We start from the raw sequence: 15,974 nt of genomic DNA, 5'->3' as shown, positions 1-15,974 counted from the left end.
GACTACGCTCGGACGGAGATGAGCGAGGCGACGACGCAGGCGCAGACCGGACGACGGCGACGGAGCGCGACGGCCCTGGCCGTCCTCGTCGCGGGCACGTACTTCATGGAGCTGCTCGACGGCACGATCGTCAGCACGGCGGCGCCGGCGATCGGGCGGGACCTCGGCGTCGACTCGGCGGCGGTCGGCATCGCGATCACGGCGTACCTCGTGACCCTGGCGGTCCTCATCCCCGTGAGCGGATGGGTGACGGACCGGGTGGGGTCGCGCACGGTGTTCCTCGGCGCGATCGTCGTATTCACCGCCGCGTCGGGGTTGTGCGCCGCGGCGGACTCGCTCGCGACCCTGACGGCATGGCGGGTCGTGCAGGGTCTCGGTGGCGCGCTCATGGTGCCGGTCGGGAGGCTCGTGGTGCTCCGGAGCGCGGGCCGCGACCGCCTCGTGACCGCCATCGCGATCCTGACGTGGCCGGCGTTGGCCGCACCGATCGTCGCGCCGTTCCTCGGCGGGGTGCTCGTGGACGCGCTGTCCTGGCACTGGATCTTCCTCGTGAACCTGCCGATCGGCGCGGTCGCACTCGTCGCCGCGGCCGTCCTCGTGCCGCAGGAGCGTGGCGCCGAGCGGGTGCCCTTCGACTGGGTGGGCGCGGTGCTCGCGTGTCTCGGGCTGGGCGGCCTCGTGGTGATGGCGTCGCTGCTGTCCCTCACACACGTGCCGGTGGTCGCCGCGACGGTCGCGGGCGTCGTCGGGGCGGTCTGCTGCTGGCTCGCGGTGCGACACCTCCGCCGAGCGGACCACCCGATCCTCGGGCTCGACGCACTGCGGCTCGAGACCTTCCGGGTGTCGCATGCCGGGGGCTCGCTGTTCCGGCTCGGTGTGTCGGCGGTGCCGTTCGTCCTGCCGCTGTTGTTCCAGGACGCCTGGGGCTGGTCCGCGGTCGCGGCGGGTTCCGCGGTGTTGTTCGTGTTCGTCGGCAACCTCGGGATCAAGCCGACGACGACGCCGCTCCTCCGCGCGTTCGGGTACCGGCCGGTCGTCATCGGCTCGACGGCGACGGCCGCGGTGTCCGTCGTGCTCATGACGTTCCTGACGCCGACGACGCCGTTCTGGGTGCTCGCGGTCCTGCTCGTGGTGAGCGGTGCCGCACGTTCTGTGGGGTTCACGGCGTACAACACGATCGCGTTCGCGGACGTCGAGCCCACGGCGATGACCCCGGCGAACACCCTCTCGTCGACGTTGCAGCAGGTGGCCGCCGGGTTCGGCGTGGCCGTGGCCGCGGTGGTGCTCCGCGCTGCGGCACCGCTCGGCGGCCCGGGGTCCTCCGTGCCCTACGACGCGGCGTTCGTCGTCATCACGGTGCTGCTCGCGGCAGCGTGCCTCGAGGGCGTGCTCATGAGCCGCGACGCCGGGTCAGCGGTGCGTCCGGCTCGCCGCGCGGCCGCCCGCTGAGCGGAGGCACGACGAGTGGCGCGCCGCCGAGTGGTGCGCGCCGCGGGAGGATCCGCACCACCGGGCGATGCGCGGAGGACCCGCCACGCGAGCCGGTCCTCCACGGTCTCACTGCTCGGGGCTGCCCGACTCGACGTCGTCGCCGAGGTCGGCGTGGTCGTTCGTCCCGTGCAGGCCGTCGGGCAGGTCCTCGGCGGACTGCTGGCGCTCGTCGGGGGCGTCGGTGTCCGGCTGCTCGGGCGCCTCGGGCGTGGTGGACTCTTCGGCAGGGTCAGGCTGGCTGTAGCTCATGACCCGAACGGTAGGGCCGGGCCGCTCCGCCGTCCGTCATTCACGGCCGGGGTCCAGGTGCCCCGTACCCTCGGGCGCCTCGCGGCGATACAGTCACAGCGAGCGCTTGCGTACCGGGGGTACGGTCCGAAGGCGGCGCCGGGCCCTGCCCTGGCGCGCGACCACCAGGTCGGACGAACGACGAACGGCAGGATGCGAGGCGACATGCAGGGCGGAGAGCAGCGAGCCATCCGAGTGGTGAGCTACAACCTGCGCGAGCACACCGCGAACGGGGAGCTGGCCGCACTGGCGGAGGCGTCCCAGGCCGACGTGCTCTGCGTGCAGGAGTGCGACAGCAACGATCTGGCGCCCGAGGTCGGGGGGCTCACCCTCGCGGCGTCGACGAGCGCGAATCGGCTCGGGCTCGCGATCTACAAGCGCGACGACCGGTTCGACGTGCGCGACTTCACGATCCACTCGCTGCAGAAGTCCCTGCACGACCGCGTCCTGGCGCCCGCGCACGAGCGGCTCATCGCGATGCACCTCGAGGACCACGAGGCGGACGCGGAGGTCATCGTGGCGTCCTTCCACGCCTCGCCCCTGACGGCGACCAACAGCCTGCGGCGCAAGCAGATCGAGGCCGCGCACCAGTTCGTCCGTGACCTGTCGAGCGAGGCACCGGCGATCATGGTGGGGGACTTCAACTACCCCTGGTTCCAGACGAACCTCCGCAAGAAGATCGAGGAGCACGGCTTCGCCCTCTCGTTGAGCGACCAGCCGACCTACCTGCGGTACCGCCGGTTCACGGGCCACTTCGACTTCGCGACGAGCGTCGGTCTGCACATCGCGGGCGTCGAGACGCTCCCCGCGGGCATCTCGGACCACCGTCCGATCCTCGTCACCGCCCACTACGAGGCCCCTGCGATCAGCGGCGCTCCGTCGTCGGTCGCCGAGCCGGCGGCCTGACCCGCGCCACCCGCCGGGCCGGGAGGCGCGGTGCGGGCCGCTCCCGGCCCTCCCGTCCGTCGCGCCGGACGGGAGGCGTGGTGCGGGCCGGTCCCGGACCTCCCGTCCGTCGACGCCGGGTCGGGAGGCGTGGTGCGGGCCGGTCCCGGCCCTCCCGTCCGGCGTCAGCGCCGGAGCGTCGCCCGCGCCAACCGGTTCCCGACGAACTGGCCGAGCTGCACGATGACGACGATCGTCGCGACCGAGATGTACACGATCCACCAGTCGTAGCGCTGCGACCCGTAGGTGATCGCGTACTCGCCGAGGCCGCCCCCGCCGACCAGGGCGCCCTGCGCGGTCATGTCGACGATGCCGACGAAGATGAAGGTGTAGCCGAGCACGAGCGGCCCGAGTCCCTCGGGGATGAGCACCGTCAGCACGATCGCCAGCGGGTGCGCGCCGGCCGACCGCGCGGCCTCGACGACGCCCGGGTCGAGGGACACGAGGCTCTGCTCGACGATCCGGGCCACGGCGAACGCCGCCGCGAGGGAGATCGCGAACGTCACCGCGGGCACCCCGATCGTGGTGTCGACGACGCCTCGGGACAACGGTGCGACGGCGGCCAGGAAGATCACGAACGGGATCGGCCGGACGATGTTCACGACGACGTTGAGGACCGTGAAGACGCCGCGGTGTCCGAGCAGGTTGCCCGGTCGAGTGGCGTACAGGGCCAGGCCGAGCGCGAGCCCGATGACGCCCGCGACGACCAACGAGACGAGCGACATGACCAGGGTGTCCCGGATCGAGGACAGGTACACGTCGATCGTCGTCAGGAACCCCTGCAGTCCGGTGGTCATGAGCGGGCCTCCTCCGTTGTCGGGCCGTCGGCGATGTCCGGTGTCGGGGCGGTCGGTCGTTCCTCGTCCGCGGTGACCCCTGCCTGCCGGAGTGCCGCGAGTGCGCGGTCGACCGCGGCGTCCGCGCCGGAGAGCTCGTAGGTGAGCGCGCCGATGCGGCGCTCGCGGATCTCGCTGACACCGCCGTACACGAGCTCCGCTCCGACGCCGGCCGCGGCGAACACCGCGTCGATCCGCGCCTGGAGGCCGTGCTCGTCCGTGATCCGCACGGTCACGAGCCGGCCGGGGTGGCGGTCGCGGAGCCGGGTGAGGGTCGCCGCGGAGGGCCGGTCGTGCAGCGCCGATCGGACGAATCGACGCGCGGCCTCGGTGCGCGGCGCCGAGAAGACGTCGTACACGTCGCCGACCTCGACGACGCGGCCGCGCTCCATGACGGCGACGCGATCGGCGATCTGCCGGACTGCGTCCATCTCGTGGGTGATGACCATGATCGTCACCCCGAGCTCGCGGTTCACGCGGCGGAGCAACGACAGGACCTCGGTGGTGGTCTCGGGGTCGAGCGCGCTCGTGGCCTCGTCGGCGAGGAGCAGCGGTGGGTTCGTGGCGAGGGCCCGGGCGATGCCGACCCGCTGCTTCTGCCCGCCCGACAGCTGTTCGGGGTAGGCGTGCGCGCGGTCGAGCAGACCGACGAAGTCGAGGAGCTCCGCCACCCGGCGGTCCCGTTCCTCGCGGGGGACCCCGGCGACGCGCAGGGGGTAGGCGACGTTGCCCGCGACCGTGCGCGAGCGGAACAGGTTGAACTGCTGGAAGATCATGCCGATGCGGCGTCGGGCCTGACGCCGGTCGCGTTCCGGCAGGCTCGTGAGCTCCTGACCGGCGACGGTGACCCGTCCCGACGTCGGTAGCTCGAGCGCGTTGACGAGCCGCACGAGCGTGGACTTGCCCGCACCGGAGTAGCCGATGATGCCGAGGACCTCGCCCTCCTCCACGTCGAGGGTGACGTCGTCGACCGCGACCACGGGGTCGTCGTGGTCGCGGCGGGCGTAGCGTTTCGAGACGGCCTCGAGGCGGACGAGCGCGGGCATGGGTCCTTCCGGTGGGGACGGGCGGACGCGCACGGCTCGTGACCGTGCGCGTCCGGGGTGGGTCGGGCCTCCCGGCTGGTGGGCCGGAGGGGCGACGGGTCAGCCCTGTGCGGCCTTCGCGTCCTGCTCGACGGACCGCAGCTCGTGCTGCAGGTCGGCCGCCGACGTGGAGCGCACGACCGCGTCCGGGTAGTCCTTCAGGAACACCTTCTGCACGGCGCTGTCGTGGAACAGCTTGGCCAACGCGAGGTACGTCGCGTCGTGGACGTCCGCCTTGCGCGCCGCGAACACGTTCACGTACGGGGCCGCCGAGGTGCTCGACGGGTCGTCCTGGTAGATCGCGTCGTGCTTCGACAGGCCAGCAGCGGTCGCGTAGTTGTTGTTCACGACGGCACCGTCCACCGAGCCGTTCTGCAGCGCGTTCGCCGTCTGCGAGGCGTCGACCGTCGTGACGTCGACCTTGTGCGACGTGATGTCGGCCGTCGTCGAGAACGCGCTCCCGCCGTCCCGGAGCTCCAACAGGTGGGCGGACTGCAGCACGAGCAGCGCCCGGGCCTCGTTGATGGCGTCGTTCGGGATCGCGATCTTCGCGCCGTCACGGAACCCGGACGGCTTGCTGACCGTCGTCGAGTAGAGCGGCAGCGGGTACACGGCGGTCGCGCCGATCGGCTGCAGCGTGTCGTGCGCCGTCACGTCGTAGTTCGCCAGGTACTGGATGTGCTGGAACTGGTTGAGGTCGACCTGCCCCTGCTTGAGCGCCGGGTTCGGGAGGCTGTAGTCCGAGAAGTTGACGAGCTTGACCGTCACGTCGAGTCGCGACTTCGCGAGCTTCGTGTACGTCGCCCAGTAGGGCAGGAACTTGTCGGCCACGCCGATCGTGACGGTCCTCGGCGCCGCGGAGGACGAGCCCGACGACGCGGTCTCGTCCCCGCCCCGGGTGGCGGCGACGACGATCGCGACGATGATCGCGACGACGACGACGATCGCGGCGATGATCCAGCCGAGGGGGCGTCGGCGGCGGGGGCGGTCGGGAAGGGTCGGTGCGGCGGACATCGGTGCTCCTGGTGCTCGGTGTGCGGTGGTGCGTCGTGCTGCTGCGTTCCGGCCGGTGCTGCGGCAGAACGTGGCTCCACTGTGCAGGCGCCCGTGGGGAGGGTCCACTCGCGTTCCGTCGTGTTACGGCGGAGTCCCTCGGGCGAGCGCGGGTTGGGTGGTGTCCCTCGGGCGAGCGCGGGGTGGGCGGTGTCCCTCGGGTGAGCGCTCCACGAACGGGGGACTTGGCCGGCCCGCGAGGGCGGTGCACGATGATCCAGCCCACCGCCCCGCCCGTCCCTCGGGCCCACACCGGAGAAGACCGATGCCGTTCGTCCCCACCCTCACGGAACCGTTCCGCACCCAGCTCGTCGCTGCCGCTTCCGCGCGCGCCGCTGACCCGACGACCACCACCGCCTTCGTCGACTTCGTGCGACGCGAGTACCACGCGACGCAGGACTTCGAGCGCACCGCCGACGTCGCTGCGATCTGGGCGGCGTTCACGCACGTCCGCCCCGCGCGGTCCGTCCCGTCCGTGGCCACCGCGTCCGCCGCCTGACCGCAGCGGGCCGCCTGACCGCAGCGGGCAGCTGCGGTGCCGCGGGCCGCGGCGTGTTCCGTCCGCGCCCGCCGGCATCGGTCGGCAACTCAGGACCGGGCCTCCCGGTCGGGAGGCGCGGCGCGGGTTCCGCACGATCCTCCTGATTCGTCGACCGAGGAGGGCCGGGCCGGGGTCGGCGCGGGCCGGTGCCGTCGCGGCGAGGGCCCTCCAGCGCCGGTCCGAGCGGCTGCGCACGAATGCGCGCCTGCACGCCGGTGCCTGTCGACGATTCAGGACCGGGCCTCCGGTCGGGAGGCCCGGTGCCGGTTCCGCACGATCCTCCTGATTCGTCGACGGAGGAGGCGCGGGCCGGGGTCGGCGCGGGCCGGTGCCGCCGCGGCGAGCACCGGCCAGCGCCGGTCCGGGGTGGGTGCGCGCTGGTGCGCGCCTGCACACCGGTGCCTGTCGACGATTCAGGACCGCGCCTCCGGGCCGGGAGGCGCGGCGCGGGTTCCGCACGATCCTCCTGATTCGTCGACCAGCGACGGGGGCTGGCCACGCTTCGCCCGCCCACGCCGCGGGCGCGCGCCCCGCGCGCCCCGCGCGCCCACGCCGCGCGCGGCCGCACCACGGGCGGGCCCGCATCCCGGGTAACGAGCATGTGAACGGACCCAGGGAGACGACCCCAGAACGGGGCACGCGGCGGGGAGGCCCGGGCCGGCTCGAGCGCGTCCCCCGGCTCCCGGAGAACGCACGTCCTCCGGACGCTGCCGAGGGGTGCAGGACGAGCTCGGAAGCGCCCCGAACGGGGTACAAAGCCGAAGGGGTCGGAGGTCAGGGTCCGTCGATCGCGACCACGATGACGCCCGTGCCACGGAACCGGCCACAGGTCGCCGCGCCGCACAGCGCGCAGTCGGTCCCGCGCCGGTAGTGCTCGTGGGCCTGCCGCTCGTGTCCGCAGACGCACCGCTCGCGGGGGTCGACGTCGCGACGTGCCATCGGGTCCTCCGGGCGTGGATGGAACTGGGCGGGGCGGATGGTTCGACCAGGTCGGCCGTTGTCGATCCTATCCGCCGGACTCGCCCCTCATCGGGGGGCGATCGGGGGACAACTCGGGTGCTCATGGGGGTTCCCGGAGAACGGTCGCTCCCCGTCCGTGAGGAGCCCGGACCGCGCCCGTCCTCCAGGAGTCCGGCCCGGTGCCGCAGACGCCGACCCGCGTGTACCCCGACCGCGCAGGGTGGACAGAGGGCTCTTGTCCCTCGGGGGCGGGGAGCGTATGTTCCTGCTCACCACCACCCTTACCCGAGGGTGGCGAGGATCAGCTCCGGCCGGTCGGTTGCTCACCCGAGAACCCGAACCCGAACCCGAACCGCCGACCGTGTCGACGTTGATCCACGCTGCACCACGAGGGCAGAAGGCTGCCCTCGCCGACCCTTCCCTGGCCGGCCGTACCGACCCGTCGGTGCGGGTCGATCGCGGAGGGGTCCAGACCGGCTCCCGAGGCCGGTCGTCACCCGAACCCGAAAAGTGGACACAGCATGAACCCGAACTTGCCTGCGCCCCTCAACGCCCCGATCCCGGCGGAACCGACGATCAGCATCGTCATCCCGGCACGGAACGAGGCGAAGAACCTGGCGCTCGTCCTGCCCACCCTGCCGCCGGTGCACGAGGTCATCCTCGTGGACGGCGACTCGATCGACGGCACCGCCGCGACCGCGAAGGCCGTCATGCCCGACATCCGCGTCGTGTCCCAGACCCGGCGCGGCAAGGGCAACGCCCTCGCCTGTGGTTTCGCCGTGGCGACGGGTGACGTCATCGTCATGTTCGACGCCGACGGTTCCGCCGACCCCACCGAGATCCCGCGCTTCGTCGAGGCGCTGGTGGCCGGGGCCGACGTCGCCAAGGGCTCGCGCTTCCGCCTCGGCGGTGGCAGCGAGGACATCACCGGCGTCCGTCGCGTGGGGAACGCCGGGCTCAACGTCCTGACGAACCTGCTGCTCGGCACCGACTACACCGACCTGTGCTACGGCTTCAACGCGTTCCGGCGGTCCGTGCTCCCGCACCTCGACCTGCCCGCCGTCGACGCCGCGCCCGCGGCCGACGGTCGGATGCTCTGGGGTGACGGGTTCGAGATCGAGACGATCATCAACTGCCGGATCGCGTTCGCCGACCTGGCCGTCGTCGAGGTCCCGAGCGTCGAACGACTGCGGATCCACGGCGAGAGCAACCTCAACGCCGTGTCGGACGGCTTCCGCGTGCTCAAGACGATCCTCGACGAGCGCACGCGCGGCCTGGCCGCTCGCCGCGTCGCCCGGACCGCCGCGAGGACCAGATCGGTGCACCCCGCCGGGGGCGCGATCGCGGTGCCGGCGCGTCAGCGTCGGGACGTCGCGTGACGGTGTGGAACCCCGCCGTCAGCGTCGTCGTCTGCGCGTACACGCAGCGACGGTGGGGTGACCTCCAGGACGCCGTCGACTCCGCGCTCCTCCAGCCGGAGGCCACCGAGGTCGTCGTCGTCATCGACCACGAGCCGGAGCTCCTCCGGATGGCGCAGACGCGCTGGCCGCACCTCACGGTCGTGGCGAACCGTGGTCCCCAGGGTCTGTCCGGTGCTCGGAACACCGGCATGCACGTCGCGTACGGAGACGTCGTCGCGTTCCTCGACGACGATGCCACCGCGGCCGAGGACTGGCTCCGTCATCTCGTCGCCCCGTTCACCGACCCGAAGGTGATCGCGGTCGGCGGGCGGGCGGAGCCGGTCTGGCCCGCGGGTGCCCGTTCGGCGATGTACCCCGACGAACTCCTCTGGATCGTCGGCTGCAGCCACCGCGGCCTCCCCGAGGAGCTCGCCGAGGTCCGCAACGTCCTCGGCTGCTCGATGGCGTTCCGGCGTCGTCCGGCGTTGGCCGCGGGCGGCTTCGACACCGACACCGGTCGCGTCGGCGCGGTCCCGCTCGGCGGCGAGGAGACGGAGCTCTGCATCCGCCTCCGGCAGCAGGACCCGGAGGCGCGCATCCTGCTCGACCCCCGAGCCGTCGTGCACCACCGGGTGAGCGCCGACCGCGCCACGTGGTCGTACGTCCGCAGTCGGAGCTACCACGAGGGCATCTCGAAGGCGATCCTGGGCCGCAAGCTCGGCCGCGAGGACGCCCTGTCCAGCGAGACCGCCTACGCCGCGCACGTGCTGCCCGCCGCCCTCGTCCGCGAACTCGGCCAGGTGGGGCGCGGTGGTGCCCGCCGCATCGTTGCGATCGCCCTCATGGCGGCGGCGACGATCGCGGGGTACCTGCGCGCGGCACGGGCGACGCCGACGCTCGGTGCCGCCACGGTCCTCCCGTCCGTCCCCATGGGAACCGGACCCGCGTCATCCGTTCCGGCCCTCCCGTCCGTCGGTCTGGAGGCGCGACACCCGTCCGCCCCGCAGCTCCGCGGCGAGGTGGTGTCCGGGTGAGCGACCAGGTCCTCACCCCCGCCGTGTCGACGCCGGCACGCACGACCATCGGTCGTCGCGTGACGCTCGACTCGATCTGGATCCTCGCCGGCTACGCCGTGACGAGCGCCTCCGGGTTCGTGTTCTGGGTGGTCGCGGCGCGGATCATCCCGCCGGGGAGGCTCGGCGTCGACACCGCGATCTTCTCGATCTTCACGGCCGCGGCGCAGGTCGCGGCGTCCGGGATCGGTGACGCCCTGCTCGTCATGTTGCCGGGGCTGCGTCGCTGGCGCCGACCGCTCTACCGCGTCGGCGTCCTGACCGCGGTGCTCGTCGCGACGGCCGCCGGGGTCGTCGCGGGCGTGCTCGTCGTCCGGTTCGTCGACCCCGCCGCCCCCGCGTGGTCGGTCGTGCTCGGCGTCACGCTCTCGAGCGTCGTGTGGACGCTGTTCGTCCTCAAGGACCCGGTGCTCACCTCGCTCGGTGGGGCCCGGCTCAACCTGACGATGAACGGTCCGGTCAACCTCGCCAAGCTCGCGCTCATCCCGGTGCTCGTCGCACTGGTCGGCGCGGTCGGCAACCCCGTGCTCGTCGCCGCGGTCCTCCCGGCGGCCGGGGCGCTCGTCGTCGCCTACGGGATCCTGATCCCCCGGAGGATGCGCACGTTCGTCCCGGTCGTCGGGAACGCCGCGGAACCGGGCCCGGAGGTCGCTCCCGCGTCCACCGACGAGGAGCGGCCGTTCCGCCGGTTCGCGGCCTTCGCGGGCCGGGTCGGCGTCGCGAACGGCCTGTACCTCGGTGGGGTGCTCATCATGCCGTTCCTCGTGACGACCGTCGCGGGCAGCGCGCAGGGCGCCCTGTTCGCGCTGTGCTTCCAGATCGGGCAGGTGCTCGACCTCGTCGTCATCGCGATCGGCACCTCCATGGCGACCCACGCGTCCACGAACCGCAGCGAGGCGGGCGCGCTCGCGTTCCGCACCTGGCTCGCCGTGGTGACCATCGTCGGGCTCGGGGTGGTCGCCCTCGTCGCGCTCGCGCCGTTCGTCCTCGGCCTCCTCGGGCACTACTACGTCGCCGCCGGTGGCGTGGCGGTGCTCAGCACGCTCGCGATCGGCTCCGTGCTGCGGACGGCGTACGAGGTGTGGGGGTCCATGCAGCGATCGCTGCACCGCACCACCGCGGTCCTCGTCGTGAGCGCGTCGTCGACCGTCGTCCTCGTGCCCGTCGCGATCCTGTGCATCGGCGCCTGGGGTGCGCTCGGCGGGGCCATCGCGATGGTCGTCACCACGGTCGGCCTCGCCGCGGTGGGGTTCGTCGGGCTCCTCCGCGCCCGACGCGCGCCGGGCACGGGCCGACACAGCGCCGTCGCCTCGCCCGCCCCGATCGCGGGAGGCGCCGCGTGACCATCGGAACCGACCGCGTGCTGCACCGTCCCATGACGAGCCCCGTTCCTCCCGTGTGGGCCGGCGCACTCTGGGTCGGCGACCTCGACGTCCGCGAGCTCGACGACGCCGTCGCCCGGGACACCGAGGTGCTGCGGCTCGACGGCGCCGAGGGCTACCGGGGTGCCCGGCTCCTCGTCCGTCGCGGCGACACGGTGCTCGGCTTCGTCGAGGTCCCGGTCGTGGCCGGGGGCCTCGCGATCCCGGTGCTCGTCGACGCGGCCGCGCGGTTCGACCGGGGTGCCGCGGAACGCGCCGAGTCCTCGGCGCCGGACACCACCGCGGCGACCGTGACCGTCGTGATCTGCACCCGCGACCGGGCCGACCAGCTCCGGGACGCCCTGCGGAGCGTGCTCGCGGTCGACCATCCGGCGTTCGACGTCGTCGTGGTGGACAACGCGAGCGCGACGACGGCCACCGCGGACCTCATCGCGAACGAGTTCACGGACCCGCGTGTGCGCCTCGTGCACGAGGCGGTCCCGGGGCTGTCGAGCGCACGGAACACGGGCCTCCGACACGCGACGGGCGACGTCGTCGCGTTCACGGACGACGACGTCGTGGTCGATGCGGGTTGGTTGACGGCGATCACCCGCGCCTTCGCGAGCGCGCCGGACGTCGAGTGCGTGTCGGGACTCGTGCCGAGCGGCGAACTCAGGACGCCGGTGCAGCGGTACTTCGACGACCGCGTGTCCTGGTCCCGGAACCTGCGTCGCCGCGAGTTCCGGCTCGCCGAGCAGCCCGCCGACCTGCCGATGTTCCCGTTCTCGGTCGGCGAGTTCGGCACGGGCGCGAACTTCGCCCTCCGTCGGCGCACCGCTCTGGAGCTCGGCGGGTTCGACACGGCGTTCGGCGCCGGGACCCGCACGGGCGGCGGCGAGGACCTCGACGTGTTCACCCGGGTGCTGTTCGCCGGCGGGGCGCTCGTCGTCGACCCGTCCGCGCTCGTGTGGCACCGCCACCGCTCCGACCTGGCGGCGCTCCGATCGCAGGCGAAGGGCTACGGCGTCGGGCTCGGCGCGTGGCTCACGAAGGTGGCCCTCGAGCCCCGCATGGCGGTCCGCGCTGCCCGTCGTGCGCCCCAGGCCTTCGTCCGGCTCGTCGGCAAAGGCGCCGGCGGGCTGGCGGAGGGACCCGAACACGCCGTCGGCGGCACGGACGCGAGTCCGCCGCCGACGGTGGGGTCCGCTCCCGCCGGCAGTGTGACCGCGATGTTGATGGGCTCGACCGCCGCGACCGTTCCGACCACCGCCGGTTCGGCCGCCGCGACGGCCCTGACCGAGCCCACGGCGCTCGCCGCGACCCCGACGCACGAGGAGCTCGCCCGCGAGGTCCGCCGCGTCGGCCGGCTCGAACTGGCGAGCGTCCTGCTCGGTCCCGCCCGGTTCCTCCGGCAGCGGTGGGACGGAGCGACCGTCCTCGACCCCGCGTCGCGCACCGCGGTGACCGACGCTGGCGCGCCGGCCACGGCCTCCACCATGCCGATCCGACGCCCCACCCCCTGGGGCATCGTCGCGGCGCTCGTCGCCCTCGTCGGGCTGACCGCACTCGTGCCCGACACCGCGGAATGGTGGCGCGGCATCGCCGTCGGCGCCCTCGTGCTCGTCGGACCGGGCGCGGCCCTGCGGACCTGGATCGACATGCGACCCTCGACGACCGTCGTGGTGGTGCCCGCGACGGGCATCGCGGTCACGATCCTCCTCACCGCTGCCATGGCGGTCACGGGCATCTGGGGCGTGGACGGGGCGCTCGTCGTGATCGCACTCCTGACCGCCGCCGGCGGCCTCGACCGGTGGGTCCTCGCGGGACGGCGACCCGAACGCCGCACCGCCCATCGGTCGAGGGTCCCGCGGTTCGAACGCTGGCTCACCGAACGGGCCACCGTCGTCCGTGGCCGCCTGCGTCCCGTGCGCCGCCGCGGACGCGCCGAGGAGGGAGCCTCGTCGTGACGACACCGACCCTCCTCCTCGCGGGCCTGCGGGCCACCGGGTTCCGGTCCGCCAGCGTCACCGTTCCGCGGTCGCGCGCGCACGTCGTCGTGGCGACCCGGCTCGTCGTCGTGGCGGCAATCGTGGTGGCGGTGGTGTCGATCCCCGCGATCCCGTCCGCGACGCACACCACCCTCGGGCTGCTGTTCGCCGGCGTGCCCGGCGTGCCGATCGCGATCGGCCTGTCCGGCCTCGGGTTCGTGCTCGCGGTCCGGTCGGGCTCCGTCGTGGACGCGTGGGTGGCGACCGTCGTGTCGGTGCTGTGCATGCGCCTCCCGATCGCCCTCGGGGCCGGTGCGCCGATCTACAGCTGGACCTACAAGCACCTCGGGGTCGTCGACTGGATCCAGCACCACGGGCACGTCGCCACAGGGGTCGACATCTACGCGGGGTGGCCCGGTGTGTTCGCGGCGATCGCGTGGTTCTCGACCGCCACGGGGATCTCGCCGGTGTCGATCGCGCAGTGGTTCGAGGTCGGCGCGGACATCGCCCTCGTCGGCGCCGTCGGCGCCCTCGCACGGTCCCTCGGGACGTCGCGACTGAGCGCCGTCACCGCCGCGTTCATCGTCGGCGTCGCGAACTGGGTCGGCCAGGACTACCTGTCTCCGCAGGCCGTGTCGTTCCTCCTCGGGATCGTCATCGTCACACTCCTGGTCCGCAGCCGCACGCGTCCGGTGCTCGGGTGGCTGACCCTGCCCCTGTTCGCCGCGATCGCGGTGTCCCACCAGTTGACGCCGTACTGGCTGCTCGTCGTCGCGGCCGCGTTCGGCGTGCTCGGCACGGTCCGGCCGCGGACGATCGTCGTCCCGTTCGGGATCCTCGCCGGCCTCATGGTGCTGCTCAACTGGCACCTCGTGCAGGAGTACACGACGGGGCAGGCGTTCGACCCGCTCGCGAACGCGCAGACCGTGTCGACCGGTGCCGGCAGCATCGGCATGACGGTGACGGCACTCGCGGCGCGGGCGGTGTCCCTCGGCGTCTGGGGATCGGCCGGGTTGCTGGTCCTGGCCGGGCTCCGTCCCGACCGCTTCGGCGGCACACGGCTCCGCCGCTGGAGCACCCTCCGGCTGGCGGTGGTCGCCTTCGCGCCGTTCGCGCTCCTCGCCGGGCAGAGCTACGGCGGCGAGGCCATCTACCGCGTGTTCCTGTACTCCGTCCCCGGCTGCGCCGTCCTCATCGCGCCGGTGCTCGTCCGGTGCATCCGCGCGGGCGTCCGGGGCCGCGTCGACATCCGGACGGGAGGCGCGGTCCACGCCCGTCGATCGAGGAGCGTCGTGCTCGCCGGTCGCCTCGCCCTGACGGGGACGGCGGTCGTCGTCGTCGTGGCGTCGCTCGCATCCGGGCAGGCGGTCTACGGTGCCTGGTTCTCCAACCTCGTGACGCCGGCCGAACTCAGCGTCAGTACGCAGCTGCTCGAGACCGCGCCCGTGCCGTCCCAGCTCCTCGCGCCGGCCGCCGCCGGACCCGGGCGGATGACGGAGCAGTACGTCGACCAGGCGCGCGTGGACCCGCAGTTCGACGCGAGCATGACGACCTGGGCGGGGTGGGCCGGACAGTCCTTCCGGGACCCGGCCGTCGAGCAGAAGCTCACCACGGCCCTCCGGGGCGGCGGGCGCCCGGTCTACATGCTCATCACGGACCAGATGGTCGACTGGGCCGAGTACAACGGCACGTACCCCCACGGCGCGCTGCAGCGGCTCAGCGGACAGATCGCTGCGGACCCGCGCTGGACCACGGTCGTGTCGGCGCCCGGCGTGGTGCTGTACCGGCTGACGGGGACGACCTCGTGACCGCGATCGCGCGTCGTCCGGACCCCGCGCTGCCGACACCGACGGCCGTCCGCGTGGGAGCTCCCGCCGCCGAGCGGCGGTGGGAGGACACTCGTGCCGACCCCGACACCTGACGCGTTCCCCGTCGCCCGGGTCGTCGAGCACGGCGGCGTGCCCCTCCACGACCGCACCACGCGACACGGCGGGACGGCTCGGCACGGGGGTTCGGCGCTCGCGCGTGCCTCGGACGGCGGGCGCACGATCCCGGTCCCACGGCGGCGTCGCCCCCTGCTGTGGATCGTCGTGCTCGCCGGGGTGGTCGTCGTGGCGCTCGTCGTCGCCTGGGCCGTCCGGCCGCGAGGAGGAGACCCGGTGACCCAGCCCGCGCCGACCCCGAACGGGACACCGTCCTCGACCCCGAGCCCGTCCGGCGTCGTGCGCGACGACTTCGACGGCACCGCGGGGTCTCCGCCCGACCCGTCCGTCTGGACCGCACAGACCGGGGCCGGTGGCTGGGGCAACGGCGAACTGCAGACCTACCAGGCGGCGAACGGCGTGCTCGACGGCAGCGGGCACCTCGTGCTCACCGCGCACGTCGGGGGCACCCCCGCCACGCCGACCTACACCTCGGCCCGGCTGACCACCGCGGGCAAGTTCTCGTTCACGACCGGCACGCTGTCCGCCCGGATCGAGCTGCCCGACGGCCAGGGGCTCCTGCCCGCGTTCTGGTTGCTCGGCTCGGACGTCGACCACGTCGGATGGCCCGCGGCCGGTGAGGTGGACATCGTCGAGACGCCGAACACCACCGCGGACTCGGTGCACACGGTCCACGCGCCGAGCACCACCTCGGACACCCAGGACGTCGCGTCGAGCACGACCGTCCACCACAGCACACCGCTGAGCGACGGCTTCCACGTGTACTCGGTGTCGCGCACCGCCGACAGCATCACGACCGCCATCGACGGTCACACTGCGATGCGCATCACCCGCTCCACCGCGCCGCCGACCATGCGCTGGGTGTTCGACCAGCCGATGGACGTCCTGTTCAGCCTCGCCGTCGGCGGGAACTGGCCCGGTCCGCCGGACGCGTCCACCCCCACGACGTCACGGATGGTCATCGACTGGATCCAGGTGGATCCCCGAGCCTGACGATCGTGGTTGGCTCG

The 15,974-nt window shown here is 73.3% G+C and carries 14 protein-coding genes; 9 read left to right on the top strand and 5 right to left on the bottom strand.

Annotated features, from left to right (window positions below):
* Positions 1-18: 18 nt before the first annotated feature.
* Positions 19-1,449, top strand: coding sequence for an MFS transporter (locus DEI88_RS11530; RefSeq protein WP_111011607.1), 1,431 nt, complete (start codon positions 19-21; stop codon positions 1,447-1,449).
* Between the two features lie 108 nt (positions 1,450-1,557).
* Here DEI88_RS11530 and DEI88_RS11525 read toward each other — a convergent pair whose 3' ends face one another.
* Positions 1,558-1,740, bottom strand: coding sequence for a hypothetical protein (locus DEI88_RS11525; RefSeq protein WP_111050124.1), 183 nt, complete (start codon positions 1,738-1,740; stop codon positions 1,558-1,560).
* Positions 1,741-1,944: 204 nt separating this feature from the next.
* Here DEI88_RS11525 and DEI88_RS11520 point away from each other — a divergent pair, with 204 nt between their 5' ends.
* A complete protein-coding gene (locus tag DEI88_RS11520) occupies positions 1,945-2,685 on the top strand; it encodes an endonuclease/exonuclease/phosphatase family protein (protein WP_258368790.1) in 741 nt (246 codons plus the stop codon).
* Between the two features lie 164 nt (positions 2,686-2,849).
* Here DEI88_RS11520 and DEI88_RS11515 read toward each other — a convergent pair whose 3' ends face one another.
* From DEI88_RS11515 to DEI88_RS11505, 3 genes are all read right to left on the bottom strand, one after another.
* Positions 2,850-3,521, bottom strand: coding sequence for a methionine ABC transporter permease (locus DEI88_RS11515; RefSeq protein ID WP_111011605.1), 672 nt, complete (start codon positions 3,519-3,521; stop codon positions 2,850-2,852).
* Positions 3,518-4,606 carry a methionine ABC transporter ATP-binding protein gene (locus tag DEI88_RS11510; protein ID WP_111071295.1) on the bottom strand — a complete coding sequence of 363 codons (1,089 nt, stop codon included), beginning with the start codon at positions 4,604-4,606 and terminating at the stop codon, positions 3,518-3,520. The genes DEI88_RS11515 and DEI88_RS11510 overlap by 4 nt, the downstream gene beginning before the upstream one ends.
* A 99-nt stretch (positions 4,607-4,705) precedes the next feature.
* Entirely contained in the window at positions 4,706-5,659 is a 954-nt protein-coding gene (locus DEI88_RS11505; protein ID WP_111071296.1) for a MetQ/NlpA family ABC transporter substrate-binding protein, read from the bottom strand.
* A 304-nt stretch (positions 5,660-5,963) separates the two neighbouring features.
* Between DEI88_RS11505 and DEI88_RS11500 the strand changes: the two genes are divergently transcribed.
* Positions 5,964-6,197, top strand: a complete 234-nt coding sequence (locus DEI88_RS11500; protein ID WP_111011648.1) for a hypothetical protein — start codon at positions 5,964-5,966, stop codon at positions 6,195-6,197.
* Positions 6,198-7,013: 816 nt separating this feature from the next.
* Here DEI88_RS11500 and DEI88_RS11495 read toward each other — a convergent pair.
* Positions 7,014-7,178, bottom strand: coding sequence for a hypothetical protein (locus tag DEI88_RS11495; protein WP_181434970.1), 165 nt, complete (start codon positions 7,176-7,178; stop codon positions 7,014-7,016).
* Between the two features lie 542 nt (positions 7,179-7,720).
* On the opposite strand from DEI88_RS11495, the gene DEI88_RS11490 reads away from it, so the two are divergent.
* From DEI88_RS11490 to DEI88_RS11465, 6 genes are all read left to right on the top strand, one after another.
* The gene (locus tag DEI88_RS11490; RefSeq protein ID WP_111011649.1) at positions 7,721-8,578 is read left to right on the top strand and encodes a glycosyltransferase family 2 protein; all 858 of its coding nucleotides are present in this window, start codon (positions 7,721-7,723) and stop codon (positions 8,576-8,578) included.
* Positions 8,575-9,633: a glycosyltransferase family 2 protein gene (locus tag DEI88_RS11485; protein ID WP_181441165.1), complete on the top strand. Its 1,059-nt coding sequence runs from the start codon at positions 8,575-8,577 to the stop codon at positions 9,631-9,633. The genes DEI88_RS11490 and DEI88_RS11485 overlap by 4 nt, the downstream gene beginning before the upstream one ends.
* Positions 9,630-11,015, top strand: a complete 1,386-nt coding sequence (locus DEI88_RS11480) for a lipopolysaccharide biosynthesis protein (protein ID WP_111071298.1) — start codon at positions 9,630-9,632, stop codon at positions 11,013-11,015. Before DEI88_RS11485 ends, DEI88_RS11480 begins: the two co-directional genes overlap by 4 nt.
* Positions 11,012-13,000: a glycosyltransferase family 2 protein gene (locus tag DEI88_RS11475; protein WP_111071299.1), complete on the top strand. Its 1,989-nt coding sequence runs from the start codon at positions 11,012-11,014 to the stop codon at positions 12,998-13,000. Before DEI88_RS11480 ends, DEI88_RS11475 begins: the two co-directional genes overlap by 4 nt.
* Complete coding sequence (locus tag DEI88_RS11470) at positions 12,997-14,829, top strand: hypothetical protein (protein WP_111071300.1); 1,833 nt, start codon at positions 12,997-12,999, stop codon at positions 14,827-14,829. Before DEI88_RS11475 ends, DEI88_RS11470 begins: the two co-directional genes overlap by 4 nt.
* Before the next feature lie 93 nt (positions 14,830-14,922).
* Positions 14,923-15,957 carry a glycoside hydrolase family 16 protein gene (locus DEI88_RS11465; RefSeq protein WP_111071301.1) on the top strand — a complete coding sequence of 345 codons (1,035 nt, stop codon included), beginning with the start codon at positions 14,923-14,925 and terminating at the stop codon, positions 15,955-15,957.
* Positions 15,958-15,974: the final 17 nt, after the last annotated feature.

This window comes from Curtobacterium sp. MCBD17_003 (assembly GCF_003234885.2).
Taxonomy (GTDB): Bacteria; Actinomycetota; Actinomycetes; order Actinomycetales; family Microbacteriaceae; genus Curtobacterium.
This window is presented reverse-complemented; position numbering and strand designations above follow the sequence as displayed.

What these genes read in the sequence shown, in the direction of transcription:
- DEI88_RS11515 (WP_111011605.1), bottom strand. Translation starts at nt 3,521, where the DNA reads ATGACCACCGGACTGCAGGGGTTCCTGACGACGATCGACGTGTACCTG.
- DEI88_RS11525 (WP_111050124.1), bottom strand. Translation starts at nt 1,740, where the DNA reads ATGAGCTACAGCCAGCCTGACCCTGCCGAAGAGTCCACCACGCCCGAG.
- DEI88_RS11510 (WP_111071295.1), bottom strand. Translation starts at nt 4,606, where the DNA reads ATGCCCGCGCTCGTCCGCCTCGAGGCCGTCTCGAAACGCTACGCCCGC.
- DEI88_RS11505 (WP_111071296.1), bottom strand. Translation starts at nt 5,659, where the DNA reads ATGTCCGCCGCACCGACCCTTCCCGACCGCCCCCGCCGCCGACGCCCC.
- DEI88_RS11500 (WP_111011648.1), top strand. Translation starts at nt 5,964, where the DNA reads ATGCCGTTCGTCCCCACCCTCACGGAACCGTTCCGCACCCAGCTCGTC.
- DEI88_RS11490 (WP_111011649.1), top strand. Translation starts at nt 7,721, where the DNA reads ATGAACCCGAACTTGCCTGCGCCCCTCAACGCCCCGATCCCGGCGGAA.
- DEI88_RS11530 (WP_111011607.1), top strand. Translation starts at nt 19, where the DNA reads ATGAGCGAGGCGACGACGCAGGCGCAGACCGGACGACGGCGACGGAGC.
- DEI88_RS11495 (WP_181434970.1), bottom strand. Translation starts at nt 7,178, where the DNA reads ATGGCACGTCGCGACGTCGACCCCCGCGAGCGGTGCGTCTGCGGACAC.
- DEI88_RS11520 (WP_258368790.1), top strand. Translation starts at nt 1,945, where the DNA reads ATGCAGGGCGGAGAGCAGCGAGCCATCCGAGTGGTGAGCTACAACCTG.